Below are 22,582 nucleotides of genomic sequence, written 5' to 3' on the forward strand. Positions count from 1 at the left end.
CGCAGAGGAAGCCCCTGTGGATCATCTTGTACTGACCGTGATCGCCCCGGACAAGGCCGGCCAGGTCGAACGCATTGCCCAATGCATCGCCGACCACAACGGTAACTGGTTGGAGAGCCGTATGTCGCGCATGGCCGGGCAATTCGCCGGGATTCTGCGGGTGGCGGTGCCTGCGGAAAACTACGATGAGTTGGTGAAGTCGCTGCAGGCCTTGAGCCAATACGCTATCCGGGTGCTGATCGCCGAGAGTGGGATCGAGCCGTCGTGTACCTGGAAGCCCATCGCCATGGAACTGGTGGGTAATGATCGGCCGGGGATCGTGCGCGACATCACCCGCTTGCTGGCTGAACAGGGTGTGAACCTGGAGCGCTTCACCACCGAAGTGCGCCCGGCACCGATGAGCAGCGAGCCGTTGTTCCATGCCGATGCCTTGCTGGCGCTGCCGTTGACCTTGTCGCTGGATGACCTTCAGCAGAAGCTGGAAAGCTTGGCGGATGACTTGATGGTGGAATTGAAGTTGCGGCCGGAAGAATGATCCACGATTTCCCTGTGGGAGCGGCTTTAGCCGCGAAGCAAGCGACGCGATAGATGGCACCGGCTTCGCCGGTGTTCGCGGCTGAAGCCGCTCCCACCGGGTAACTTTGCTCAGGCGCGCTTGCGCAGATTCAGCCAGGCATCAACGCTGTACAGCGCCAACCCTGCCCAAATGCAGATAAATGCCACCAGGCTGCTCGACGACAGGTGCTCGTCAAACAGCAGCACGGCCTGCAGCAGCACCAGCGTTGGTGCCAGGTATTGCAGGAAGCCCAAGGTGGTGTACGGCAGGTGGCGCGCGGCGGCGTTGAAGCACACCAGCGGGATCAGCGTCACCGGCCCTGCGGCCATCAGCCACAGCGCTTCGCTGGTGGTGTAGAACTCACCTTGTGCGCTCATCGCAGCAGGGTGCAGCAGCATCCAGCCCAGTGCCAGCGGCACCAGCATCCAGGTTTCCACCACCAGGCCGGGCAATGCCGCCACTGGTGCCTGCTTGCGGATCAGGCCGTAGAAACCGAAAGTCAGGGCCAACACCAGCGATACCCACGGCAGGCTGCCGACCTGCCACACCTGTTGTGCCACACCCAGTGCGGCCAACCCCACCGCCAGCCATTGCAGGCGGCGCAGCCGCTCACCCAGCAAGAGCATGCCCAGCAGTACGTTGACCAGCGGGTTGATGTAGTAGCCCAGGCTGGCTTCGAGCATGCGACCGTTATTCACGGACCAGACGTAGGTTAGCCAGTTCGCCGCGATCAGCGTCCCGCTCAGGGCAAGGATCGCCAGGCGACGGGGGTTCTCACGCAGCTCGCGCCACCAGCCGGGGTGTTTCCACACCAGCAGCAACAGTGAACCGAACAAGGCCGACCAGAGCACCCGGTGGACAATGATCTCCACCGCTGGCACGCTCTGGATCGCTTTGAAATAAAGTGGGAACAAGCCCCAGATGATGTAGGCCGAAAGGCCAAGAATGTACCCGCGACGCGGGTTTGCGGCGTGCATGCAGAATCCTTGCTTAGGTAGCTAAATACAGCGACGCCTATTGTAGTCAGACCCTGGCAGGGATTTAGAACAATTTCAGTGGTTGCTCGTCGAGGGCCGCGGTTTGCTCGCGCAGGGCAAGGATCTGGTCGCCCCAGTAGCGCGGCTGGCCGAACCAGGGGAAGCTGCGGGGGAATGCCGGGTCGTCCCAGCGCCGCGCCAGCCAGGCGCTGTGGTGCAGCTGGCGCAGCGCGCGCAGGGGCTCGATCAGGGACAGCTCGCGTGGGTCGAAGTCGTGGAACTCGTTGTAGCCGTCCATCAGCTCTGCCAGTTGGCCGAGGCGTTCCTCGCGGCTACCGGCGAGCATCATCCACAGGTCTTGTACGGCGGGGCCCATGCGGCAGTCATCAAGGTCGACGATGTGGTAGGCGTCGTCACGATGCATCAGGTTGCCGGGGTGCAGGTCGCCATGCAGGCGCATGACCTGATGCGGCGTTCGCGCATAGATATCCTCGACCCGCTTCAGCAGCTCGCGGGCCACGGACTCGAATGCGGGCAGCAACTCGCGAGGTACGAACTCACCTTCCAGCAGGGTTTGTAGCGAGTCATGACCGAAGTTATCCACAGTCAGCTCTTCGCGATGTTCGAACGGGTGGGTTGCCGCAACGGCGTGCATGCGGCCGAGCAACTGGCCGAGGCGGTAGAGCTGATCCAGGTTGCCAGGCTCCGGAGCGTGCCCGCCACGGCGGGGGAACAGGGTGAATCGGAAGCCCTGGTGTTCGAACAAGGTCTGGCCTTCGTGCTTCAGCGGCGCGACCACCGGCACTTCGCAGTCGGCCAGTTCGGCGCTGAAGCTGTGTTCCTCGAGAATTGCCTCGTCGCTCCAGCGCCCCGGGCGGTAGAACTTGGCGATCAATGGCTGCTGGTCTTCGATACCCACCTGGTAGACGCGGTTCTCGTAGCTGTTCAGGGCCAGTACCCGGGCGTCGCTGAGAAAGCCGAGACTCTCCACGGCGTCGAGGACCAGGTCGGGGGTGAGGGTAGCGAAGGGGTGCGACATGAGTGCTCCGGGGTGGGGTGCAAGGGCCAATGGTATCAGTGCCGGCCCTGTGGGAGCGGGCTTGCCCGCGAACCGCGCGCAGCGCGGCCATATTACACCGGCACCCCCAGCAAAACATTGGCGGCGTGGAACTGCACCCGAATTTCGCTGCCTGCCATTACCGCCTCACGTACCAGCCAATCCCCCTCGGCAAACCCGCACAAGGTCTGCCCATTCCCCAGCGCCAGCCGCACCTCACTGGGCGCGTGCCCATCAGCCAGCACCTCTTCGATGGTCGCCTTGAGTACATTGCAGCCGGCCTCGGGTTGATCCTCAGCGCCCAGCAATTGCACCCACCCGGCCTTGAGCAAGGCCACCACCATGGTGCCCAGTGTCAGCTCCAGGCGTGCGGTGCTGTCGTGGGTGATCAGCACTTCGATTTCCAGCCCACCGCCCAGCGCCAGGCTCACTCGATCGTGTCGGCCCTCACGGCGCAAGCCGCTGACCTGGCCTTGCAGCTGGTTGCGGGCGCTGGTGCGCAGCATCAGGCGCCCGAGCAGGTCGAGGTCGGCGGATTCTTCGGCGGCTTCGAGTATTTGCGCCTGCAACGCCTGCAACCGTTGGTACAGACGCAGCACCCGTTCGCCTTCTGCTGATAGCCGCGCCCCGCCGCCGCCGCGGCCACCGGTACTGCGCTCAACCAGCGGCTGGCTGGCCAGGTTGTTGAGTTCGTCGATGGCGTCCCAGGCGGCTTTGTAACTGATGCCGGCCGCCTTGGCGGCGCGGGTGATCGAACCTTGCTCGGCGATGTGCTGGAGCAAGGCGATGCGTTGCGGGCGGCGGGCGATATGCTGGGTAAGGAGTGCGGGCAAGGACATGATGACGCCTATCTGAGACTGACCCGTCAAGCTTGCCCCGGTTTCGCCGTACGTGCCAGGCAATACACATCGACCCGGCGTGCACCGGCATCACGCAGCAGAGCGGCGATGGCTTGAGCGGTGCTGCCGGTAGTCAGCACGTCATCGACCACAGCCACATGCAGACCCTCAAGGCAGCCTGTCTCGGCCAAGGTGAAGGCCCGCTGCAGGTTGCGTCGCCGCGCCTTGGCATCCAGGCCTTGCTGTGCGGGCGTTTCGCGCGTGCGCAGGACCAGCCGCTCGTCGCAACTGATTGCCAGGCTCTTGGACAACCAGCGCGCCAACATGCCGGCCTGGTTGAAGCCGCGCTGGCGCTGTCGACACCTGGCCAGCGGCACAGGCAACAGCAGCTTGGGTTTTACCAGGCCCTCGGCATAGCGATGCTGCAGACCATGGCCCAGCATGTCGGCCATCAACCGCCCCAGCGGCCATTGCCGGTTGTGCTTGAAACGGCTGATCAGCGCGTCCACCGGGAAGCCGTAATGCCACAGCGCGATGACCTGATCGAAGGCCGGTGCATGGCCGCTGCACTGGGCGCAGGTCAGCCCGGCCATCGGCAACGGCAACGCGCAGCGACGGCAGTATTCACTCAACCAAGGCAGCTCCTGCTCACACGCTAGGCATACCGGGTAGGGTTGCTCGGTGGACTCGTCGCACAGCAAACACGATTGTTCAATATTCGTACACTTGTAAACCAGTGCTTTTAACCAAGGTTGACAGTTCATAGGCCTTCCATGACTATGCGAGCTATCCGTGATGCGCTGGTGGGCATTCTTGTCCCTGCGCTAGTGACAGCCTAAACAAGGAAACGCCGATGAGCGCCAGCACAACTGCAACAACACGTCACGACTGGTCCCTGGCCGAGGTCAAGGCTCTGTTCCAGCAGCCGTTCAATGACTTGCTGTTCCAGGCGCAGACCGTGCACCGCGCGCACTTCGACCCGAACCGCGTACAGGTTTCGACGCTGCTGTCGATCAAGACCGGCGCCTGCCCTGAAGATTGCAAATATTGTCCGCAGTCCGGCCACTACAACACCGGGCTGGAAAAACAGAAACTGATGGAAGTGCAGAAGGTGCTGGAAGAAGCCGCGCGGGCCAAGGCCATCGGTTCGACCCGCTTCTGCATGGGCGCGGCCTGGAAGCACCCGTCGGCCAAGGACATGCCCTACGTGCTGGAGATGGTCAAAGGGGTCAAGGCCATGGGCCTGGAAACCTGCATGACCCTCGGCAAGCTCGACCAGGACCAGACCCAGGCCCTGGCCCAGGCCGGCCTGGACTACTACAACCACAACCTCGACACCTCGCCGGAGTTCTACACCAGCATCATTACCACCCGCACCTACAGCGAACGCCTGCAGACCCTGGCCTACGTGCGCGATGCCGGGATGAAGATCTGCTCCGGAGGCATCCTTGGCATGGGCGAATCGCTGGACGACCGCGCGGGCCTGCTGATCCAGCTGGCCAACCTGCCTGAGCACCCGGAGTCGGTGCCGATCAACATGCTGGTGAAAGTGGCTGGCACCCCGCTGGCCGAGGAAGAAGACGTCGACCCGTTCGATTTTATTCGCATGCTGGCGGTCGCGCGGTTGCTGATGCCCAAGTCGCACGTGCGGCTGTCCGCCGGCCGCGAGCAGATGAACGAGCAGATGCAGGCCCTGGCCTTCATGGCCGGTGCCAACTCGATCTTCTACGGCGAGAAGCTGCTGACCACGGCCAACCCGCAGGCCGACAAGGACATGCAGCTGTTCGACCGCCTGGGCATCAAGCCCGAGGCGCGCGAAGAGCATGCCGACGAAGTGCACCAGGCCGCCATCGAGCAGGCGCTGGTCGAGCAGCGCAGCAGCGAACTGTTCTATAACGCCGCGTCAGCCTGAGATGGCCTTCGATCTGGCGGCGCGCCTGGCCGAACGGCGCGCCGCAGACCTGTATCGGCAGCGGCCAATGCTGCAAAGCCCGCAAGGGCCGCAGGTGGTGGTCGACGGCCAGCCGTTGCTGGCCTTCTGCAGCAATGACTACCTGGGCCTGGCCAACCACCCGGAGGTCATCACCGCCTGGCAGGTGGGCGCCGAGCGCTGGGGTGTCGGTGGCGGCGCCTCACACCTGGTGATCGGCCACAGCACGCCGCACCATCAGGTCGAAGAAGCGCTGGCCGAGCTGACTGGCCGCCCGCGTGCGCTGCTGTTTTCCACTGGCTACATGGCCAACCTGGGCGCCATTACTGCGCTGGTGGGGCAGGGGGACACGGTGCTGCAGGACCGCCTGAACCACGCCTCGCTGCTCGATGGCGGCTTGCTCAGCGGTGCGCGCTTCAACCGTTATCTGCACAACGATTCGGCCAGCCTGGCCAAGCGCCTGGACAAGGCGACCGGTAATACCCTGGTGGTCACCGACGGTGTGTTCAGCATGGATGGCGACCTGGCCGACCTGCCGGCACTGGCCGAGGTCGCGCGGGCGCGGGGTGCCTGGCTGATGGTCGACGATGCCCATGGCCTGGGTACCCTGGGTGCCCAGGGCGGCGGTATCGTCGAGCACTTCGGCATGGGCATCGAGGATGTGCCGGTGCTGATCGGCACGCTGGGCAAGGCCTGTGGCACGGCGGGTGCTTTTGTCGCCGGCAGCGAAGAACTGATCGAAGCGCTGGTGCAGTTCGCCCGGCCCTACATCTATACCACCAGCCAGCCGCCGGCTCTGGCCTGCGCCACGCTCAAGAGCCTGGAACTGCTGCGCCGCGAAACCTGGCGCCGCGAGCATCTCGCCGCGTTGATTCGCCAGTTCCGCCTGGGTGCCGAGCAAATCGGACTGCAGCTTGTGGACAGCCCGACGCCGATCCAGCCGATCCTGATCGGCGACAGTGCACAGGCCTTGCGCCTGTCGCAGATGTTGCGCGAGCGCGGCCTGTTGGTGACCGCGATCCGCCCGCCCACCGTGCCTGCTGGCAGCGCACGCCTGCGGGTCACCCTGAGCGCCGCGCACAGTGAAGCGCAGGTGCAGCTATTGTTGAATGCATTGGCCGAGTGTTATCCACAGCTAGAGGCCGCCGATGCGTAACCGACTGATCCTTCTACCCGGCTGGGGGCTGGGTACCGCAGCGCTGGAACCGCTGGCCGCCAGCCTGCGGGCCCAGGACGCCCGCCTGCAGGTCGAACTGATGCCCCTGCCGGAACTGGCCGAAGCCGATGTGCAGGCGTGGGTCGACCACCTGGACCGTACCGTCCCGACTGACACCTGGTTGGGTGGCTGGTCGCTTGGCGGCATGCTCGCCAGCGAGCTGGCGCGCAAGCGCGGCGACCATTGCTGTGGGCTGCTGACCCTGGCCAGCAATCCCTGTTTCGTCGCGCGTGCCGATTGGCCACACGGCATGGCCGACGATACCTTCGGGACCTTTCTCGACGGTTGCCGCAGCCACACCTCGGTGACGCTCAAGCGCTTTCGCACCTTGTGCAGTGACGGCGCCCTGCAGCCCCGCACATTATTGCGCCAGTTGGGTGTTGGGGTGCCGGATACCGACCCGCTCTATCTGGCCACCGGCCTTGAAGTACTGGCCAAGCTCGACACCCGAGAAGCACTGCAGGCCTACGGAGGCCCGCAGTTGCATCTGTTCGCGGGTGGCGATGCCCTGGTCCCGCCCGAGGCGGCCAAGGCGCTTAGCGAGCTGTTGCCCGACGTCGAGGTTGGCCTGGTCGAAGACAGTTCCCACGCCTTCCTGCTGGAGTACCCACTGGAGCTGGCAGAGGGCATCAAGAGTTTCCTGCATGAGAGTGGCGATGACTGACCTTTCCCGTCCAACCCTGCCCGGCGCGCTGCCGGACAAGCGCCAGGTGGCGGCTTCGTTTTCCCGCGCGGCAGCCAGCTACGACAGCGTGGCCGCCTTGCAGCGCGCAGTAGGTGTCAGCCTGCTGGAGCAACTGCCGGATGCACTGTTGCCGTCGCGTTGGCTCGATCTGGGCAGTGGCACCGGTTTTTTCAGCCGGGTGCTGGCCGAGCGTTTTGCGCCAGCCAGTGGCCTGGCCGTGGACATTGCCGAAGGCATGTTGCGTCACGCCCGGGGCGAGCAGGGCGGTGCGCAGTATCACGTGGCGGGCGATGCCGAGCGGCTGCCGCTGCGTGATAGCAGCGTCGACCTGGTGTTTTCCAGCCTGGCCGTGCAGTGGTGCAGCCAGTTCGGCAGCGTGCTGGAAGAAGCAAAGCGGGTATTGCGACCGGGTGGCGTGCTGGCCTTCAGCAGCTTATGTGTCGGCACCCTCGACGAACTGCGCGCCAGTTGGCAGGCAGTCGATGGGATGGTGCACGTCAACCGCTTCCGCCGCTTCGAAGATTATCAACGGCTGTGCGCGGCCAGCGGCCTGGAGCCGCTCGGGCTGCGTCAACAGGCCCATGTGTTGCACTACCCGCACGTGCGTGGACTGACTCATGAACTCAAGGCCCTGGGGGCTCACAACCTCAACCCGGGGCGTCCGTCAGGCCTGACCGGGCGCGCGCGCATGCAAGGGTTATTGCAGGCGTACGAAGCATTCCGTCAACCGCAAGGGCTGCCAGCCACCTATCAGGTGGTCTATGGTGTGTTGCGTAAGCCACAGGCGTGAGAGGAGCGACATGAACCCGGCCTATTTCATCGCGGGGACCGATACTGATGTCGGCAAGACCACTGTCGCTGCCGGGTTGTTGCATGCGGCGCGGCTGCAGGGCTTGAGTACGCTGGGGGCAAAGCCGGTAGCGTCCGGTTGCACGATGACAGCCAAGGGGCTGCGCAATAGTGACGCTCAGGCGCTGATCGACGAAAGTTCGATCAAGCTGGCCTATGAAGAGGTCAATCCTTTTGCCTTCGAACCCGCCATCGCGCCCCATGTGGCTGCGCGCGAGGCGGGTGTTGCGCTGGACGTGCCGGCCCTGCGCAGGGCCATGCAACACGTGCTGGACCAAGGCGCGGATTTCACCTTGGTCGAGGGTGCGGGAGGCTGGCGGGTGCCGCTGTCCGATCACGCCAACTTGTCGGACCTGGCCATTGCCCTGAAGCTACCGGTGATTCTGGTGGTTGGGGTGCGGCTGGGTTGTATCAATCACGCGTTGCTCAGCGCTGAAGCGATCGCCCGTGATGGCCTGCAACTGGCAGGCTGGGTGGCCAACATCATCGAGCCGCGTACGGCGCGCCTGGAAGAGAACCTCGCCAGCCTGGCCGAGCGTTTGCCAGCACCCTGCCTGGGACGGGTGCCCAAGCTCAAACTGGCGACCGCGGATGCGGTGGCGGAGCACCTGCAACTGGACTTGCTGGACTGAGGTGCATGCCCCGCGTCTATTGGCTGGCAATGAGCTATTAGGGATTTAAACGGGCCTTTTGCGCCCTGGCCTGCTTTAATTGCCACTGATCACATCCAGCGTCATTGGAGTTTTGACATGGAAATCACCGGTAGCTCCGCGTACTACGCGGGCCTCAGCGTCATCCAGAGCGGTCAGAACCGCATCGACCAGGCAGCCAGCCAGATCGCCAATAGCGGCGTCGAACGCGCCGCCACCAGCCAGTCCAGCGACTTTCAGGCCGAGCGCCTGCGCGCGGTCGATCGCAGCCAGCAGATGGACCTTGCCACCAGTACCGTGCAACTGGCCCTGGGCAAAACCGAAGTCGAGCTGGGGGCCAAGGTCGCCAAGGCTTCCGACGAAATGCTCGGTCGGTTCATCGATACCTACGCCTGATATCGACCTATCAGCGTTATCTCTGTGGGAGCGGGTTTGTGGGAGCGGGCTTGTCCCGCGAAGGCGTCAGTAAAGACACAACTGGTTGTCTGCTCTGGCGCCTTCGCGGGACAAGCCCGCTCCCACAAAGCCCGCTCCCACAGTCGTTTTCGGTCCTTGAAAACGCTCAATGGCATAACCGCCATCTTTCGCGGCGTAAATGGCACCATAGTCCCTCCTTGACATCGGTCAGTCCTAAACGTAAGTTTCAAACACCTGTTTGACCGAAAGCCGGCAAGAGCTGGTCGGTATCAGCGGTCTCCCCACCGGACTCATCACAGAGGTTCATCGCAATGCCTGATTACAAAGCCCCCTTGCGTGATATTCGCTTCGTTCGCGACGAGCTGCTTGGCTATGAGGCGCACTATCAGAGCCTGCCGGGTTGCCAGGACGCTACGCCCGACATGGTCGACGCGATCCTCGAAGAAGGCGCGAAATTCTGTGAGCAGGTGCTGGCCCCGCTGAACCGTGTCGGCGACCTCGAAGGCTGCACCTGGAGCGAGTCCGGCGTTAAAACCCCGACCGGCTTCAAGGAAGCCTACGAGCAGTTCGTCGAAGGCGGCTGGCCGAGCCTGGCGCATGACGTTGCCCACGGTGGCCAGGGCCTGCCCGAGTCGCTGGGCCTGGCGCTGAGCGAAATGGTCGGTGGGTCGAACTGGTCGTGGGGCATGTACCCAGGCCTGTCCCATGGCGCGATGAACACCATCTCGGCCCACGGCACCGAGGAGCAACAGCACACCTACCTGACCAAGCTGGTGTCCGGCGAGTGGACCGGCACCATGTGCCTGACCGAGCCACACTGCGGTACCGATCTGGGCATGCTGCGCACCAAGGCCGAGCCACAGGCCGACGGTTCCTACAAGATTTCCGGCACCAAGATCTTCATCTCTGCCGGTGAGCACGACATGGCCGGCAACATCGTCCATATTGTCCTGGCCCGCCTGCCCGATGCACCGGCCGGCACCAAAGGCATCTCGCTGTTCATCGTGCCGAAGTTCCTGCCCAACGCCGAAGGCGGCGTGGGTGAGCGCAACGGCGTGAGCTGCGGCTCGCTCGAACACAAGATGGGCATTCACGGCAACGCCACCTGCGTGATGAACTTCGACAGTGCCACCGGCTACCTGATTGGCCCAGCCAACAAGGGCCTGAACTGCATGTTCACCTTCATGAACACCGCCCGCCTGGGCACCGCGCTGCAAGGCCTGGCCCATGCCGAGGTAGCCTTCCAGGGCGGCCTGAAGTATGCCCGTGACCGTCTGCAGATGCGTTCGCTGACTGGCCCGAAAGCGCCGGACAAGGCGGCCGACCCGATCATCGTCCACCCGGACGTGCGCCGCATGCTGCTGACCATGAAGGCCTTCGCCGAAGGCAACCGCGCCATGGTCTACTTCACCGCCAAGCAGGTGGACATCGTCAAGTACAGCCAGGACGAAGAAGAGCGCAAGAAGGCTGACGCTCTGCTGGCGTTCCTCACCCCAATCGCCAAGGCCTTCATGACCGAAGTCGGTTTCGAAGCGGCCAACCACGGCGTGCAGATCTACGGCGGCCACGGCTTCATCGCCGAGTGGGGCATGGAGCAGAACGTGCGCGACAGCCGTATCTCCATGCTGTACGAAGGCACCACTGGCATCCAGGCGCTCGACCTGCTCGGCCGTAAAGTGCTGATGACCCAGGGCGAAGCGCTCAAGGGCTTCACCAAGATCGTGCACAAGTTCTGCCAGGCGCAGGAAGGCAATGAGGCTGTCAAGGAGTTCGTCGAACCGCTGGCTGCGATCAACAAGGAATGGGGCGAGCTGACCATGAAAGTGGGCATGGCCGCCATGAAGGACCGTGAGGAAGTGGGTGCCGCTTCGGTGGATTACCTGATGTATTCCGGTTATGCCTGCCTGGCTTACTTCTGGGCCGACATCGCTCGCCTGGCTGCCGAGAAACTGGCTGCCGGTACATCGGAAGAGGCGTTCTACACCGCTAAGCTGCAGACCGCGCGCTTCTACTTCCAGCGTATCCTGCCGCGTACCCGCACCCATGTAGCGACCATGCTGTCGGGCGCCAACAACCTGATGGCGATGGACGAAGAGCACTTCGGCCTGTCCTACTAAGCCGCCAGGCTCTACAAAAACCCGCTTGCCCTCACCGGCAGGCGGGTTTTTTCGTTTTAACCTTGTGGGAGCGGCTTTAGCCGCGAAGTAAGCGACGCGGTAGATGGCACCGGCTTCGCCGGTGTTCGCGGCTGAAGCCGCTCCCACAGAACCACCAAGATCCAGTTAAAAGAAAAGCTCAAGCCCTCCGCCCCCGCTGCCGTTAACACAGCGGTGTATTCATCAATTCATGTGCGCTGCCGATGAAGTAAAGGCACAATGCCATTATTGATCTGCCGGGTCGGAGATTACCCTTGTTTCGTTTAAACGCTGTACGCGCGAGCCACTTCCTGCCTTCGCTGATTCTGTTGTTGGCAGGGCTTGCGGCGGCTTACGTGAGAGACCTCAGCGTCTTCTTCACGTCACTGTTCAACGTCCTGCCCACCTTGGTCCTGCTGCTGGGCGGCGCCTACTGCGCCGTGTACCGCCGCCAGCGCGAATTGTTCCTGATGGTCACGGTGTACATCGCCTATTTCCTGCTCGATACCCAGACCGACTACTACCGCGACAACGGTCGCGTGCGCGAAGACGCGGCGGTGATCTTCCACCTGGTGTGTCTGCTGCTGCCTGCGTTGTACGGCCTGTTCGGCGCCTGGCAGGAGCGCACCCATCTGGCCCAGGATCTGCTCGCTCGCTTTGCCGTGTTGTTTGCTGTCGGTAGCGTGGCGGTGGCGCTGGAGCAGAGTTTTCCCGCGGCGCTGCTGGCCTGGCTGGCAGAAATCCGCTGGCCGTCGCTGCATGGCCAGTGGATGAGCCTGATCCAGATGGTCTACCCGTTGTTCATCGGCGTGTTCATTCTGCTGGTGGTGCAATACCTGCGCGAACCCAGGCCTTTGCACGCGGCGCAGGTCATTGGCTTGATTGGCATCTTCTGGATGCTGCCCAAGACATTCATTCTGCCGTTCACCCTGAACATCATGTGCAGCCAGGTGATGCTGATGATTGCCGCAGCGGTTTCCCACGAGGCCTATCAGATGGCCTTCCGCGACGAACTCACCGGCCTGCCAGGGCGCCGCGCGCTGAACGAGCGCATGCAGCGCCTTGGGCGCAACTATGTGATCGCCATGACCGACGTCGACCACTTCAAGAAATTCAACGACACCCATGGCCACGATGTCGGCGACCAGGTGCTGCGCCTGGTGGCCAGCCGGCTGTCCAAGGTCAGCGGAGGAGGGCGCGCCTACCGCTATGGCGGTGAGGAATTCGCCTTGGTGTTCGCTGGCAAGACGGCAGAAGAATGCGTGCCGCACGTGGAGGCAGTGCGCGAGATGATTGCCAACTACACGATGTACCTGCGTGACCAGAACAATCGCCCGCAGGATGACTCCGCTGGGCGTCAAAGGCGCAATGGCAGCGCCAGTGGCACGGTGTCGGTGACCATCAGCATCGGCGTGGCTGAGCGCCTGGCCGAGCACCGCAACCCGGAAGAAGTGCTCAAGGCCGCCGATCAGGCGCTTTACAGTGCCAAGGGCGCAGGGCGTAACTGTGTCATGGTCTATGGTCAACAATCGAGGCGCGGGGCAGTTCGCATGGCGTGACTATGTCTGACCATATGGTCGCGTGATGACCCTATGTCTCGCAAAAGTTGTTCAGTTACACTGGGTTCAACCCCGTGTTGCGGTCCTAGGTGACCGCCCCGACCCGACCTGCGAGAGGTTGTCATGGCTGACTATAAAGCGCCGCTGCGCGACATGCGCTTCGTTCTGAATGAAGTCTTCAACGTGGCAGAGTTGTGGGCGCAACTGCCCGAGCTGGCCGAGGCAGTCGATGCCGAAACTGCACTGGCCGTATTGGAAGAGGCCGGCAAGGTCACCAGCAAGTCCATCGCCCCGCTCAGCCGCGCCGCTGACGAAGAGGGCTGCCACTGGGACAACGGCGCGGTACGTACCCCGGCTGGCTTCATCCAGGCTTACAGCACCTACGCCGAAGGCGGCTGGGTTGGCGTGGGCGGTGACCCACAGTACGGCGGCATGGGCATGCCCAAGGCGATTTCGGCCCAGGTCGAAGAAATGGTCAACGCCTCGAGCCTGGCCTTCGGCCTGTACCCGATGCTGACCGCCGGTGCCTGCCTGTCGATCAACGCCCACGCCAGCGAAGCGCTGAAAGAACAATACCTGCCGAACATGTACGCCGGCGTTTGGGCCGGTTCCATGTGCCTGACCGAGCCGCATGCCGGTACCGACCTGGGCATCATTCGCACCAAGGCCGAGCCCCAGGCCGATGGCAGCTACAAGGTCAGCGGCACGAAGATCTTCATCACCGGCGGCGAACACGACCTGACCGAGAACATCATCCACCTGGTGCTGGCCAAACTGCCGGATGCGCCGGCCGGGCCCAAGGGCATCTCGTTGTTCCTGGTGCCCAAGTTCATGGTCAACGCCGACGGCAGCCTCGGCGCTCGCAACCCGGCGACCTGCGGTTCGATCGAGCACAAGATGGGCATCCAGGCCTCGGCCACCTGCGTGATGAACTTCGACGAAGCCGTCGGCTATATCGTCGGCGAGCCTAACAAGGGCCTGGCGGCGATGTTCACCATGATGAACTACGAGCGCCTCGGTGTCGGTATCCAGGGCTTGGCCACTGCAGAGCGTTCCTACCAGAACGCCGTCGAGTATGCCCGCGACCGCTTGCAGAGCCGTGCTCCTACCGGCCCGCAGGCCAAGGACAAGGCAGCCGACCCGATCATCGTCCACCCGGACGTGCGCCGCATGCTGTTGACCATGAAAGCGCTGATCGAAGGGGGCCGAGCGTTCTCTACCTACGTGGCGATGCAGCTGGACAGTGCCAAATACAGCGAAGAGCCAACCACGCGAAAACGCAGCGAAGAGCTGGTGGCGCTGCTGACTCCTGTGGCCAAGGCGTTTCTCACCGATCTGGGCCTGGAGTGTGCGGTGCATGGGCAACAGGTGTTCGGTGGCCACGGCTACATTCGCGAGTGGGGCCAGGAGCAGCTGGTGCGCGATGTGCGCATCACCCAGATCTATGAAGGCACCAACGGCATCCAGGCCCTGGACCTGATGGGGCGCAAGGTGGTGGCCAGTGGAGGAGCTTATTACAAAGTGTTCTCCGACGAGATTCGCCAGTTCATCACCCATGCAGGCAGCGAGCTGGAAGAGTTTGCCACGCCGTTGGGGGCTTACCTCGATCAACTCGACGGCCTGACAGAGTGGGTCTTGCAGCAGGCCAAGGGCAACCCCAACGAGATCGGCGCGGCCTCGGTCGAGTACTTGCACGCCTTTGGTTATGTAGCCTACGCCTATATGTGGGCCCTGATGGCGCGCGCGGCAAAGGCCGGCGAGGGCGATGAAGCGTTCTATTCGGCCAAGTTGGGGACGGCGCGTTTCTACTTCGCGCGTTTGTTGCCGCGGGTGGACTCGCTGGCGGCGTCGGTGAAGGCAGGCAGCGAGTCTCTGTACCTGCTAGATGCCGAACAGTTCTAGCGGCAGGCAACATGTTTGTGAATGTGTCCTTTTTGTAAGCAATCTCCTACACGCCGTGGTGACCTTTCGCCACTGGTGTCAGATTGGATCCACGGCTAATCTTTGTACATGGACGTTGCGCAGGAAGCGCAAAGGACAGAACAGGGACAACGAAGGATTTCCTGCCAGGACGGTGGGGCGATAGGGATGTCACAGGGAAACAGTCTGGAAAACCCCGCTTCGGCGGGGTTTTCTTTGTGCGCATGTTTTTCAGGCGAGCGGCGTGGCGATCGAGTGCCGGGCGTCCGTTTCAGCTTCGAGCAACGTACGCAGCAACTCCACCGACGCCTGCTGGCGTTGGGCGTCGCGAAATACCAGGCCCACCTTCAGCGGCACCCGTGGTTCGCTCAAAGGCTTCCACAGCAAACCTTGGTCATCTTCTGCAGCATCCTTGGCACGTCCCGGGAGAATGGTGGCCAGCTGGGTGTGGGCCAGGCTGTCTAGAATGCCGCCCATGTTGTTCATCTCTGCCTGTACCTGCGGCCGACGGCCCTGGCTGGCGAGCTGTTCCTTCCAGATCTGGCGAATCTGAAATTCTTCGCCGAGCATCAGCATCGGCAATTCAGCGGCTTGTCTGATCGACACCTTCTTGAAGTCCTTCAAGGGGTGGGTATCGGGGATGACCAGTTGCAGCTCGTCTTCGTACAGCAGCATGCCATGTAGCCCCGGCTGGCGCGGTGGCAAATAGCTGATGCCAATGTCCAGGTTGCCATTGAGCAGGCGCCGTTCGATTTCCAGCCCTGACAATTCATAGATCTGCACCACCAGGTGCGGCTGGGCCTTGCGTACCCGCTCCAGCAACTGCGGGACCAGGCTTGGGCGTACAGTCTGCAGCACGCCGATGGCCAGCGTACGCAGCGACTGACCTTTGAAGTTGCGCATGGCTTCATGGGCGCGTTGCAGCCCGTCGAGCAGGGGCAGCGCATGGTTGTACAGGGTATGCGCTGCCAGGGTCGGCAACAGGCGCTTGTTGCTGCGCTCGAACAGGTTCAGATCAAGGCTGTGCTCAAGCTGGCGGATCTGCTGCGACAGCGCCGGCTGCGACAGCGACAGGCGCTCGGCGGCGCGGCCGACATGGCCTTCTTCGTACACCGCGACGAAATAACGCAGTTGGCGGAAATCCATAAGCAACACTTATCGAAAAAGCTGGAAAAACGAAATGGCCGCAGGGCCTTACGGAGCCTAGTCTATCGCCGTATTCCAACGGGTTACAGCAATCAATCAGCGCATTGTTACCCCGTTTGAAAAACACTTTTGATAGGCAAGACAAAATATCAAGCACCGGCATCACGACCGGCTGCTGGCCCCCCTTACCGTGCCTGGCTGGAGCCCCGATGAACCTGTTCAACCTGCGTCGCTCGGCCCCCGTCGCAGCTACCGAGCCCAAGTGTGCGCCGGTGGTCGTGGCGGATGCGCTGCCGTTGTCCCGTGAACGCCTGATGCCCAGCAGCGAACGTGCCGCTCAGGTATTCGTGCGTGGCCAAGGCTCCTGGTTGTGGGACAGCGAAGGGCACGCTTACCTGGACTTCACCCAGGGCTGCGCGGTCAACAGCCTCGGCCACAGCCCCAGCGTGCTGGTCAAGGCGCTGGGCAACCAGGCTCAGGCATTGATCAACCCAGGCTCGGGCTTTCACAGCCGCGGGCTGCTGGCGTTGGTCAACCGCCTGTGTCAGAGCACCGGCAGCGAGCAGGCGTACCTGCTCAACAGCGGTGCAGAAGCCTGCGAGGGGGCGATCAAGCTTGCGCGCAAATGGGGCCAGCTGCACCGCAACGGCGCCTATCACATCATCACGGCCAGCCAGGGGTGCCATGGGCGCAGTCTCGGCGCGTTGTCGGCATCCGACCCGCTGCCGTGCAACCGTTGCGAGCCAGGGCTGCCGGGCTTCAGCAAGGTACCGTTCAACGATCTGGCGGCGCTGCATGCGCAAGTCGACTCGCGCACCGTGGCGATTATGCTCGAGCCGATCCAAGGTGAGGCTGGCGTAATCCCGGCGACCAGGGAGTACCTGCAGGGCGTCGAGAAACTATGCCGTGAACTGGGCATCCTGTTGATCCTCGACGAGGTGCAGACCGGCATCGGTCGCTGCGGCGCGCTGCTGGCCGAAGAAATCTACGGCGTGCGCGCGGACATCATCACTCTGGGCAAGGGCCTCGGCGGGGGGGTGCCGTTGGCTGCTTTGTTGGCCCGTGGATCGGCCTGCTGCGCGGGGCCCGGCGAGTTGGAAGGCAGCCACCACGGCAATGCCCTGATGAGCGCCGCTGGCCTGGCCGTGCTGGACACCGTGTTGGAGCCGGGCTTTTTCAAGCAGGTTCATGACAGCGGTCGTCATCTGCGCGATGGCCTCAGCCGCCTGGCTGGCCGCTACGGCCAGGGCGAAGTGCGCGGTGAAGGCCTGCTCTGGGCCCTACAGTTGCAGGAGCCCCTGGCCAAGGACCTGGTGCAGGCGGCCTTGCATGAGGGCCTGCTGCTCAATGCGCCGCAAGTGGATGTGGTGCGCTTTTCGCCGGCGCTGACGGTGAGCAAAGGCAACATCGATGAAATGCTCCTGCGCCTGGCCCGGGCTTTTGCCCGCCTGCATGCGCAACAACAGCAAGCACGCCGCGAAGTCTCGGCGTAATACGAATTCAACGAACCGTCTGGCGTTTCTGCGCATCGCCCCTGGCCTGTTTCACTTGGCCCGGGGCGTTTTTTTTGCCTGGTGGAACCTCTGCGATGCCCAGCTAGTCTCTGTTTAGACCCTTTGAGGAGAAACTTGCATGGACTTTATTCGCATCATCATCGCCATCCTTCTGCCACCGCTGGGCGTGTTTCTGCAGGTGGGGTTCGGCGGGGCGTTCTGGCTGAATATCCTGCTGACCTTGCTGGGGTATATTCCGGGCATCGTGCATGCGGTGTACATCATCGCCAAGCGCTGAGGCGTCCAAGGACAGCGGTTGAAGATGGTCGGGCCTTCAACCGCCTTTTTTGCTCAGCGAATACGCTTGATGCGCATTCGGTCAATGTAGTGCTTGATGGCGTGGAGGTGCTGGTGGCGGTTGTAGGCGCCCCACTTCGGATAGATTCCACGCCCCTCATCCAGCGTACGGCAGACCAGGATGTCACTGACCTCGGCTTCATCGTCACGGTTGCGCTGGAACTGTTGAGGCTCGCCGTTGAAGAACAGCTCCAAGGTGCCCGCCCGTTCGTTCTTAGACAGGGTTACCCTAACTTTCACGTCGAACCATTTTCTACTCTCAATCGAGCCTCGCCAAACGACTATCCACTTACCGGCACGGTTGGAGTGAACCAGTCTCAACTGGTTCTGGTGGACCGTGAACAGAAATGGATAATTTTGAATACCTTCAGGGTAGGACTTCCACTGGAAGATAACGAAGTCACCATAGGTACTGCTTTCGGTATCGTCTAACTTGCTACTCCAGGAAATATCGTAGGTTTCCCTTTCTTGCCAACGCTCGTAGGATTTGCCTTGTGAAATGATGCCGTTGGATTCGCATCGATAGCTATCGGTATCAGAAGCATTGGAGGGTTTGTCGAAAAGCCAGACCATTCCCCGCTCGGCATCCTGAACTACATGGATCCTGCTACCGGGTTGAAGCTCGATGCGACGAAAGATCTCAAGTGGGTTTTTTTGAGGTTGTGGCGTGGTTGAACCATTCGGCAGCGTGGTCCCGGTCCAATCCAGAAAATCCTGAGTAACTCGCAACGGTTTATTCATCACAGTGCCCTCACGTTGGTTCGAAAAACCGCGTCTTGAACGTAAGGGAAGCGCCCTGGGCAGTCCATTGACAGGATTTCCAGGTGAGTGCGTTGCTACTGTTTGCCATCTTGATGGCAGATCAGACTGCGGAAGAACAGCCACTCCTGTTCCAGCGCATGCGCCAAGTTTTCCGCTTTTCGCAAGCCATGCCGTTCTTGCGCATAGAAATGCGCCTCTGCCTGAACCCCATTGGCCTTGAGCGCTGCAAGCATGCTGCGGGTCTGCTCCGGTACCACCACCGCATCCAGCTCACCCTGGAAGAAAATTACCGGCACTTTGATCTGCTCGGCATGCACCAGTGGCGTGCGTCGGCGATATCGCGCGGCATCCTGTTGCGGATCACCAATCAGCCAGTCCAGATAATCGCCTTCGAACTTATGCGTGGCCCGGCCCAGGGCAATGGGGTCGCTGACCCCGTAAAGGCTCGCGCCCGCCCGGAAAACATCACGAAATGCCAGGGCGCAAAGCGCGGTGTAGCCGCCGGCACTGCCACCGCGAATGAACACGTTACTGGCATCGATCAAACCTCGTTCGGCCAGATGTTCGACTGCGGCGCAGGCATCCTGCACATCGCTCTCGCCCCAGTTCAAATGCAGGGCCTGGCGGTAGTCGCGACCATAACCCGTGCTGCCCCGGTAGTTCAGGTCGGCGATGGCGAAGCCGCGTTGAGTCCAGTACTGGATGCGCGGGTCCAGCACCGGGTAGCAGGCTGAAGTTGGGCCGCCATGGATGAACACCACCAGCGGCGAGGGGCCTTTAGCGTAAGCTGCCGGGTAGAAGAAACCATGGGCAATCTCGCCGTCGCTGGGGTAAAGCATCGAGCGTGGCAGGCTGATAGATTCAGCCGGCAGTAACTCGGCGCCACCTGCCAGAATGCGGACCTCGTGATTCAAGCGGTCGATGGCGATGACCGCTGGTGGGCTGATAGGCGACGCGGCGATGGCGTAGAGGTACTCGGCATCCATGGCCAGGTTGCGAAAACGAGTGTAGGCGCTGGCGAAACGCTCCACCTGGCCATCGGCAGTACGTAGCCCCAGCTGGCCGAAACCGGCTTCGAACCACGTGGCGAGATAGCTTTGCGGCCCGAGTGCCTGCCAAGTGCTGGAACCGAGCTGCCAAGGGGCGGCAGCGTGATCTGCAGCTTTGGCCGGCAAAGCCTGCCATTGGCCGCCGAGTTCACCCCAGGGCTGCCAGAAGCCGTTGCGATCTGACAGGCAATACAAGCGCCCCTCGGCGTCGAAGCGCGGTTGCTGCAAGGACTCATCATCCGCCGTGATGCAGCGAGCTGTGGCCCAACTGCCGTCATCGAGCCGTTGGCGACACATCAGCCGGGTTACCGTCCACGGCTGCGCCGGACGGTCCCATTCGATCCAGGCCAGGCGTTGGCCATCGGCACTGACGGTCGGCGAAGCATAGAAGTCGGCACCCTCGGCGAGCACTTCAATGGCGCCCTCGGTCAACGCCACCAGGCGATGCTCGACGCCCTCGCCATGGCACTCCTCGACCGCCAGCACCTGGCCGTTGTGCCATTGCAGGTCGCCATAGCGGCTCTGCTCATTACAAGTAAAGGCAACCGGTGCTGCGCCATCCAGCCCTTGGCGATAGACTTGCTGGTCCTTTTCATTGACGAACCAGAGCGCATCGTCGCCCAGGCAGAAGCTGCCACCCCCGTACTCATACACCCGGCTGCGCACGCTGAAACCGTCCGGCGTCAGGCATCGGGCCTGCTGGTCGCGCCAGTGCCAGATGCGGCAGGCGCCATCGGCGGGGCGGAATTCGTTCCAGTACAAGCCGCGGTCGTTGGCTTTGAGTTCGGCAAAATCGGTACCGGCGGCGACTGCCTGCGCGGCACTGAGCTTAGCCGCGGGCGATGACACGGGAGTTGCGCTCATTGCGGAAGGTCATCTGTTCAATGGCGAGTTGGGCAGTCTCTGCCTCCTCGCGGGCCTTGAGGATGATGCCGTGGTCGGCCGACTTGGCGCACACCGGGTCGGCATTGCTGGCATCGCCGGTGAGCATGAAGGCCTGGCAGCGGCAGCCACCGAAGTCCTTCTCTTTTTCGTCGCACGAGCGGCAGGGTTCGGGCATCCAGTCGTAGCCCCGGAAACGGTTGAAGCCGAACGAGTCGTACCAGATGTGGTGCAAGTCGTGGTCGCGCACATTGGGGAACTGTACGGGCAACTGGCGCGCGCCATGGCAGGGCAGGGCGGTGCCGTCCGGGGTGATGGTCAGGAACAGGCTGCCCCAGCCGTTCATGCAGGCCTTCGGGCGCTCTTCATAATAATCGGGGGTGACGAAAATCAGCTTGCACGGGCTGCCGGCCGCCTTGAGTTTGTCGCGGTACTCGTTGGTGATGCGTTCGGCACGCTCCAGTTGCTCGCGGGTCGGCAGCAATCCCAGGCGGTTGAGGTGCGCCCAGCCATAGAACTGGCAGGTGGCAAGCTCGACGAAGTCGGCTTCCAGGGCGATGCACAGCTCGATGATGCGGTCGATCTTGTCGATGTTGTGCCGGTGGGTGACGAAGTTGAGCACCATCGGGTAGCCGTGGGCCTTCACTGCCCGGGCCATCTCCAGCTTTTGCGCAAAGGCTTTCTTCGAGCCGGCCAGCAGGTTATTGACCTGCTCGTCGCTGGCCTGGAAGCTGATCTGGATATGGTCCAGGCCCGCTTCTTTGAACGCGGCGATGCGCGCTTCGGTCAGACCGATGCCCGAGGTGATCAAGTTGGTGTAGTAACCCAGGCGCCGCGCTTCGCCGATCAGCTCGGCGAGATCCTGGCGCACCAGCGGTTCGCCGCCGGAAAAGCCAATCTGCGCCGCGCCCATCTCACGGGCCTCGGCCATCACCTTGAACCACTGCTCCGTGCTCAGCTCTTTACCCTGCTGGGCGAAGTCCAGCGGGTTTGAACAGTATGGGCACTGCAGCGGGCAACGGTAGGTCAGCTCGGCCAGCAGCCACAGCGGCAGGCCGACCGGCACCTCAGGCGAGGGTGATCCAGTGTTCGCCACGGGCCACCTCCATGAATTGCTCGATGTCGTCGGCGACTTCAGGCACACCCGGGAACTGCTGTTCCAGCTCGCCGATGATCGCTGTGACATCGCGTTTGCCGTCGATCAGGCCACCGATCAGGCCCGCGCTTTCGTTGAGCTTGATCATGCCTTCAGGGTAAAGCAGCACGTGGCCTTTCTGCGCTGGTTCATATTGAAAGCGGTAGCCAGGGCGCCAGTTCGGGACTTGCTTGCGGTCGAAGCTCATAGGGCGATCCCCTTGTGCCACACCCGTTGCTGGGTGACGCTGTGATACGGCGGGCGGTTCAGCTCGTAGGCCATGCTCATGGCATCGAGCATGCTCCAGAGGATATCCAGCTTGAACTGCAGGATTTCCAGCATACGCTCCTGGCCGTCGCGGGTGGTGTAGTGCTGCAGGGTGATTGCCAAGCCGTGCTCGACATCACGCCTGGCCTGGCCCAGACGGGTGCGGAAGTACTCGTAGCCGGCCGGGTCGATCCACGGATAATGCTGTGGCCAGCTGTCCAGCCGTGACTGGTGGATCTGCGGGGCGAACAGCTCGGTCAGCGAGCTGCTGGCGGCCTCCTGCCAACTGGCGCGGCGGGCGAAGTTGACGTAGGCATCGACGGCGAAGCGCACACCGGGTAGTACCAGTTGCTGGGAGCGCAGCTGGTCCGGGTCGAGGCCCACCGCCTGGCCCAGGCGCAGCCAGGCTTCGATGCCGCCCTCTTCGCCGGGGGCGCCGTCGTGGTCGAGCAGGCGCTGGATCCACTCACGACGCACTTCGCGGTCCGGGCAATTGGCCAGGATCGCGGCATCCTTCATGGGGATGTTCACCTGGTAGTAGAAGCGGTTGGCCACCCAGCCCTGGATCTGTTCGCGGGTGGCGCGCCCTTCGTACATCGCCACGTGGTACGGGTGATGGATGTGGTAGAAGGCGCCCTTGGCGCGCAGGGCCTGCTCGAACTCGGCAGGCGACAGTGGCAATGCTTCGCTCATCAAGCCTC

At 62.7% G+C, this 22,582-nt stretch carries 22 protein-coding genes; 12 read left to right on the plus strand and 10 right to left on the minus strand.

Features of this window, described 5'->3' with window-relative positions; translation table 11 throughout:
* The first annotated feature begins 16 nt into the window (after positions 1-16).
* Positions 17-535, plus strand: a complete 519-nt coding sequence (locus tag ACZ6YA_RS20135) for a glycine cleavage system transcriptional repressor (protein ID WP_465898843.1) — start codon at positions 17-19, stop codon at positions 533-535.
* Positions 536-645: 110 nt separating this feature from the next.
* Here the strand turns inward: ACZ6YA_RS20135 and rarD are convergent, their stop codons facing one another.
* From rarD to ACZ6YA_RS20155, 4 genes are all read right to left on the minus strand, one after another.
* Positions 646-1,533 (minus strand): EamA family transporter RarD, encoded by an 888-nt coding sequence (gene rarD, locus ACZ6YA_RS20140; RefSeq protein WP_465898844.1) that lies wholly within the window; start codon positions 1,531-1,533, stop codon positions 646-648.
* Positions 1,534-1,597: 64 nt separating this feature from the next.
* Complete coding sequence (locus tag ACZ6YA_RS20145) at positions 1,598-2,572, minus strand: serine/threonine protein kinase (protein ID WP_465898845.1); 975 nt, start codon at positions 2,570-2,572, stop codon at positions 1,598-1,600.
* 92 nt (positions 2,573-2,664) lie between these two features.
* A complete protein-coding gene (locus ACZ6YA_RS20150) occupies positions 2,665-3,429 on the minus strand; it encodes a TOBE domain-containing protein (protein ID WP_465898846.1) in 765 nt (254 codons plus the stop codon).
* A 26-nt stretch (positions 3,430-3,455) separates the two neighbouring features.
* Positions 3,456-4,193, minus strand: a complete 738-nt coding sequence (locus tag ACZ6YA_RS20155) for a double zinc ribbon domain-containing protein (protein ID WP_465898847.1) — start codon at positions 4,191-4,193, stop codon at positions 3,456-3,458.
* Positions 4,194-4,282: 89 nt separating this feature from the next.
* Between ACZ6YA_RS20155 and bioB the strand changes: the two genes are divergently transcribed.
* From bioB to ACZ6YA_RS20200, 9 genes are all read left to right on the plus strand, one after another.
* Positions 4,283-5,341, plus strand: coding sequence for a biotin synthase BioB (bioB, locus tag ACZ6YA_RS20160; protein WP_465898848.1), 1,059 nt, complete (start codon positions 4,283-4,285; stop codon positions 5,339-5,341).
* Position 5,342: 1 nt separating this feature from the next.
* On the plus strand, positions 5,343-6,515 hold the full coding sequence (gene bioF, locus ACZ6YA_RS20165) for an 8-amino-7-oxononanoate synthase (protein WP_465898849.1): 1,173 nt from the start codon (positions 5,343-5,345) through the stop codon (positions 6,513-6,515).
* On the plus strand, positions 6,508-7,239 hold the full coding sequence (locus tag ACZ6YA_RS20170; RefSeq protein WP_465898850.1) for an alpha/beta fold hydrolase: 732 nt from the start codon (positions 6,508-6,510) through the stop codon (positions 7,237-7,239). The genes bioF and ACZ6YA_RS20170 overlap by 8 nt, the downstream gene beginning before the upstream one ends.
* A complete protein-coding gene (gene bioC, locus ACZ6YA_RS20175) occupies positions 7,232-8,050 on the plus strand; it encodes a malonyl-ACP O-methyltransferase BioC (RefSeq protein WP_465898851.1) in 819 nt (272 codons plus the stop codon). The genes ACZ6YA_RS20170 and bioC overlap by 8 nt, the downstream gene beginning before the upstream one ends.
* A gap of 10 nt (positions 8,051-8,060) precedes the next feature.
* Entirely contained in the window at positions 8,061-8,741 is a 681-nt protein-coding gene (bioD, locus tag ACZ6YA_RS20180; RefSeq protein ID WP_465898852.1) for a dethiobiotin synthase, read from the plus strand.
* 117 nt (positions 8,742-8,858) lie between these two features.
* Positions 8,859-9,155, plus strand: coding sequence for a pyrroloquinoline quinone biosynthesis protein PqqE (locus ACZ6YA_RS20185; RefSeq protein WP_465898853.1), 297 nt, complete (start codon positions 8,859-8,861; stop codon positions 9,153-9,155).
* A 332-nt stretch (positions 9,156-9,487) separates the two neighbouring features.
* Entirely contained in the window at positions 9,488-11,293 is a 1,806-nt protein-coding gene (locus ACZ6YA_RS20190; RefSeq protein ID WP_465898854.1) for a phenylacyl-CoA dehydrogenase, read from the plus strand.
* A 293-nt stretch (positions 11,294-11,586) separates the two neighbouring features.
* Entirely contained in the window at positions 11,587-12,870 is a 1,284-nt protein-coding gene (locus ACZ6YA_RS20195; RefSeq protein WP_465898855.1) for a GGDEF domain-containing protein, read from the plus strand.
* Between the two features lie 123 nt (positions 12,871-12,993).
* On the plus strand, positions 12,994-14,772 hold the full coding sequence (locus ACZ6YA_RS20200; protein ID WP_465898856.1) for an acyl-CoA dehydrogenase C-terminal domain-containing protein: 1,779 nt from the start codon (positions 12,994-12,996) through the stop codon (positions 14,770-14,772).
* Between the two features lie 249 nt (positions 14,773-15,021).
* Here the strand turns inward: ACZ6YA_RS20200 and ACZ6YA_RS20205 are convergent, their stop codons facing one another.
* A complete protein-coding gene (locus tag ACZ6YA_RS20205; protein ID WP_465898857.1) occupies positions 15,022-15,936 on the minus strand; it encodes a LysR family transcriptional regulator in 915 nt (304 codons plus the stop codon).
* Positions 15,937-16,145: 209 nt separating this feature from the next.
* Here ACZ6YA_RS20205 and ACZ6YA_RS20210 point away from each other — a divergent pair, with 209 nt between their 5' ends.
* Both ACZ6YA_RS20210 and ACZ6YA_RS20215 read left to right on the plus strand, forming a co-directional pair.
* Positions 16,146-17,429 (plus strand): aspartate aminotransferase family protein, encoded by a 1,284-nt coding sequence (locus ACZ6YA_RS20210; protein WP_465898858.1) that lies wholly within the window; start codon positions 16,146-16,148, stop codon positions 17,427-17,429.
* A gap of 139 nt (positions 17,430-17,568) precedes the next feature.
* Entirely contained in the window at positions 17,569-17,727 is a 159-nt protein-coding gene (locus ACZ6YA_RS20215) for a YqaE/Pmp3 family membrane protein (RefSeq protein WP_003177654.1), read from the plus strand.
* 53 nt (positions 17,728-17,780) lie between these two features.
* Here the strand turns inward: ACZ6YA_RS20215 and ACZ6YA_RS20220 are convergent, their stop codons facing one another.
* From ACZ6YA_RS20220 to pqqC, 5 genes are all read right to left on the minus strand, one after another.
* Positions 17,781-18,527, minus strand: coding sequence for a hypothetical protein (locus tag ACZ6YA_RS20220; RefSeq protein WP_465898859.1), 747 nt, complete (start codon positions 18,525-18,527; stop codon positions 17,781-17,783).
* A 95-nt stretch (positions 18,528-18,622) separates the two neighbouring features.
* On the minus strand, positions 18,623-20,461 hold the full coding sequence (locus ACZ6YA_RS20225) for a S9 family peptidase (protein WP_465898860.1): 1,839 nt from the start codon (positions 20,459-20,461) through the stop codon (positions 18,623-18,625).
* Positions 20,427-21,575, minus strand: a complete 1,149-nt coding sequence (gene pqqE / locus ACZ6YA_RS20230) for a pyrroloquinoline quinone biosynthesis protein PqqE (RefSeq protein WP_465898861.1) — start codon at positions 21,573-21,575, stop codon at positions 20,427-20,429. Before pqqE ends, ACZ6YA_RS20225 begins: the two co-directional genes overlap by 35 nt.
* Positions 21,547-21,822, minus strand: a complete 276-nt coding sequence (gene pqqD / locus ACZ6YA_RS20235) for a pyrroloquinoline quinone biosynthesis peptide chaperone PqqD (RefSeq protein WP_465898862.1) — start codon at positions 21,820-21,822, stop codon at positions 21,547-21,549. The genes pqqE and pqqD overlap by 29 nt, the downstream gene beginning before the upstream one ends.
* Entirely contained in the window at positions 21,819-22,574 is a 756-nt protein-coding gene (gene pqqC, locus ACZ6YA_RS20240) for a pyrroloquinoline-quinone synthase PqqC (protein WP_465898863.1), read from the minus strand. The genes pqqD and pqqC overlap by 4 nt, the downstream gene beginning before the upstream one ends.
* Between the last annotated feature and the right edge of the window lie 8 nt (positions 22,575-22,582).

The organism is Pseudomonas sp. NPDC090752 (assembly GCF_055584805.1).

What these genes read in the sequence shown, in the direction of transcription:
- ACZ6YA_RS20185 (WP_465898853.1), top strand. Translation starts at nt 8,859, where the DNA reads ATGGAAATCACCGGTAGCTCCGCGTACTACGCGGGCCTCAGCGTCATC.
- bioD (WP_465898852.1), top strand. Translation starts at nt 8,061, where the DNA reads ATGAACCCGGCCTATTTCATCGCGGGGACCGATACTGATGTCGGCAAG.
- pqqC (WP_465898863.1), bottom strand. Translation starts at nt 22,574, where the DNA reads ATGAGCGAAGCATTGCCACTGTCGCCTGCCGAGTTCGAGCAGGCCCTG.
- ACZ6YA_RS20205 (WP_465898857.1), bottom strand. Translation starts at nt 15,936, where the DNA reads ATGGATTTCCGCCAACTGCGTTATTTCGTCGCGGTGTACGAAGAAGGC.
- ACZ6YA_RS20210 (WP_465898858.1), top strand. Translation starts at nt 16,146, where the DNA reads ATGAACCTGTTCAACCTGCGTCGCTCGGCCCCCGTCGCAGCTACCGAG.
- rarD (WP_465898844.1), bottom strand. Translation starts at nt 1,533, where the DNA reads ATGCACGCCGCAAACCCGCGTCGCGGGTACATTCTTGGCCTTTCGGCC.
- ACZ6YA_RS20220 (WP_465898859.1), bottom strand. Translation starts at nt 18,527, where the DNA reads ATGAATAAACCGTTGCGAGTTACTCAGGATTTTCTGGATTGGACCGGG.
- ACZ6YA_RS20150 (WP_465898846.1), bottom strand. Translation starts at nt 3,429, where the DNA reads ATGTCCTTGCCCGCACTCCTTACCCAGCATATCGCCCGCCGCCCGCAA.
- ACZ6YA_RS20225 (WP_465898860.1), bottom strand. Translation starts at nt 20,461, where the DNA reads ATGAGCGCAACTCCCGTGTCATCGCCCGCGGCTAAGCTCAGTGCCGCG.
- ACZ6YA_RS20200 (WP_465898856.1), top strand. Translation starts at nt 12,994, where the DNA reads ATGGCTGACTATAAAGCGCCGCTGCGCGACATGCGCTTCGTTCTGAAT.
- bioB (WP_465898848.1), top strand. Translation starts at nt 4,283, where the DNA reads ATGAGCGCCAGCACAACTGCAACAACACGTCACGACTGGTCCCTGGCC.
- bioC (WP_465898851.1), top strand. Translation starts at nt 7,232, where the DNA reads ATGACTGACCTTTCCCGTCCAACCCTGCCCGGCGCGCTGCCGGACAAG.
- ACZ6YA_RS20170 (WP_465898850.1), top strand. Translation starts at nt 6,508, where the DNA reads ATGCGTAACCGACTGATCCTTCTACCCGGCTGGGGGCTGGGTACCGCA.
- ACZ6YA_RS20145 (WP_465898845.1), bottom strand. Translation starts at nt 2,572, where the DNA reads ATGTCGCACCCCTTCGCTACCCTCACCCCCGACCTGGTCCTCGACGCC.
- pqqD (WP_465898862.1), bottom strand. Translation starts at nt 21,822, where the DNA reads ATGAGCTTCGACCGCAAGCAAGTCCCGAACTGGCGCCCTGGCTACCGC.
- bioF (WP_465898849.1), top strand. Translation starts at nt 5,343, where the DNA reads ATGGCCTTCGATCTGGCGGCGCGCCTGGCCGAACGGCGCGCCGCAGAC.
- ACZ6YA_RS20190 (WP_465898854.1), top strand. Translation starts at nt 9,488, where the DNA reads ATGCCTGATTACAAAGCCCCCTTGCGTGATATTCGCTTCGTTCGCGAC.
- ACZ6YA_RS20155 (WP_465898847.1), bottom strand. Translation starts at nt 4,193, where the DNA reads ATGAACTGTCAACCTTGGTTAAAAGCACTGGTTTACAAGTGTACGAAT.
- ACZ6YA_RS20215 (WP_003177654.1), top strand. Translation starts at nt 17,569, where the DNA reads ATGGACTTTATTCGCATCATCATCGCCATCCTTCTGCCACCGCTGGGC.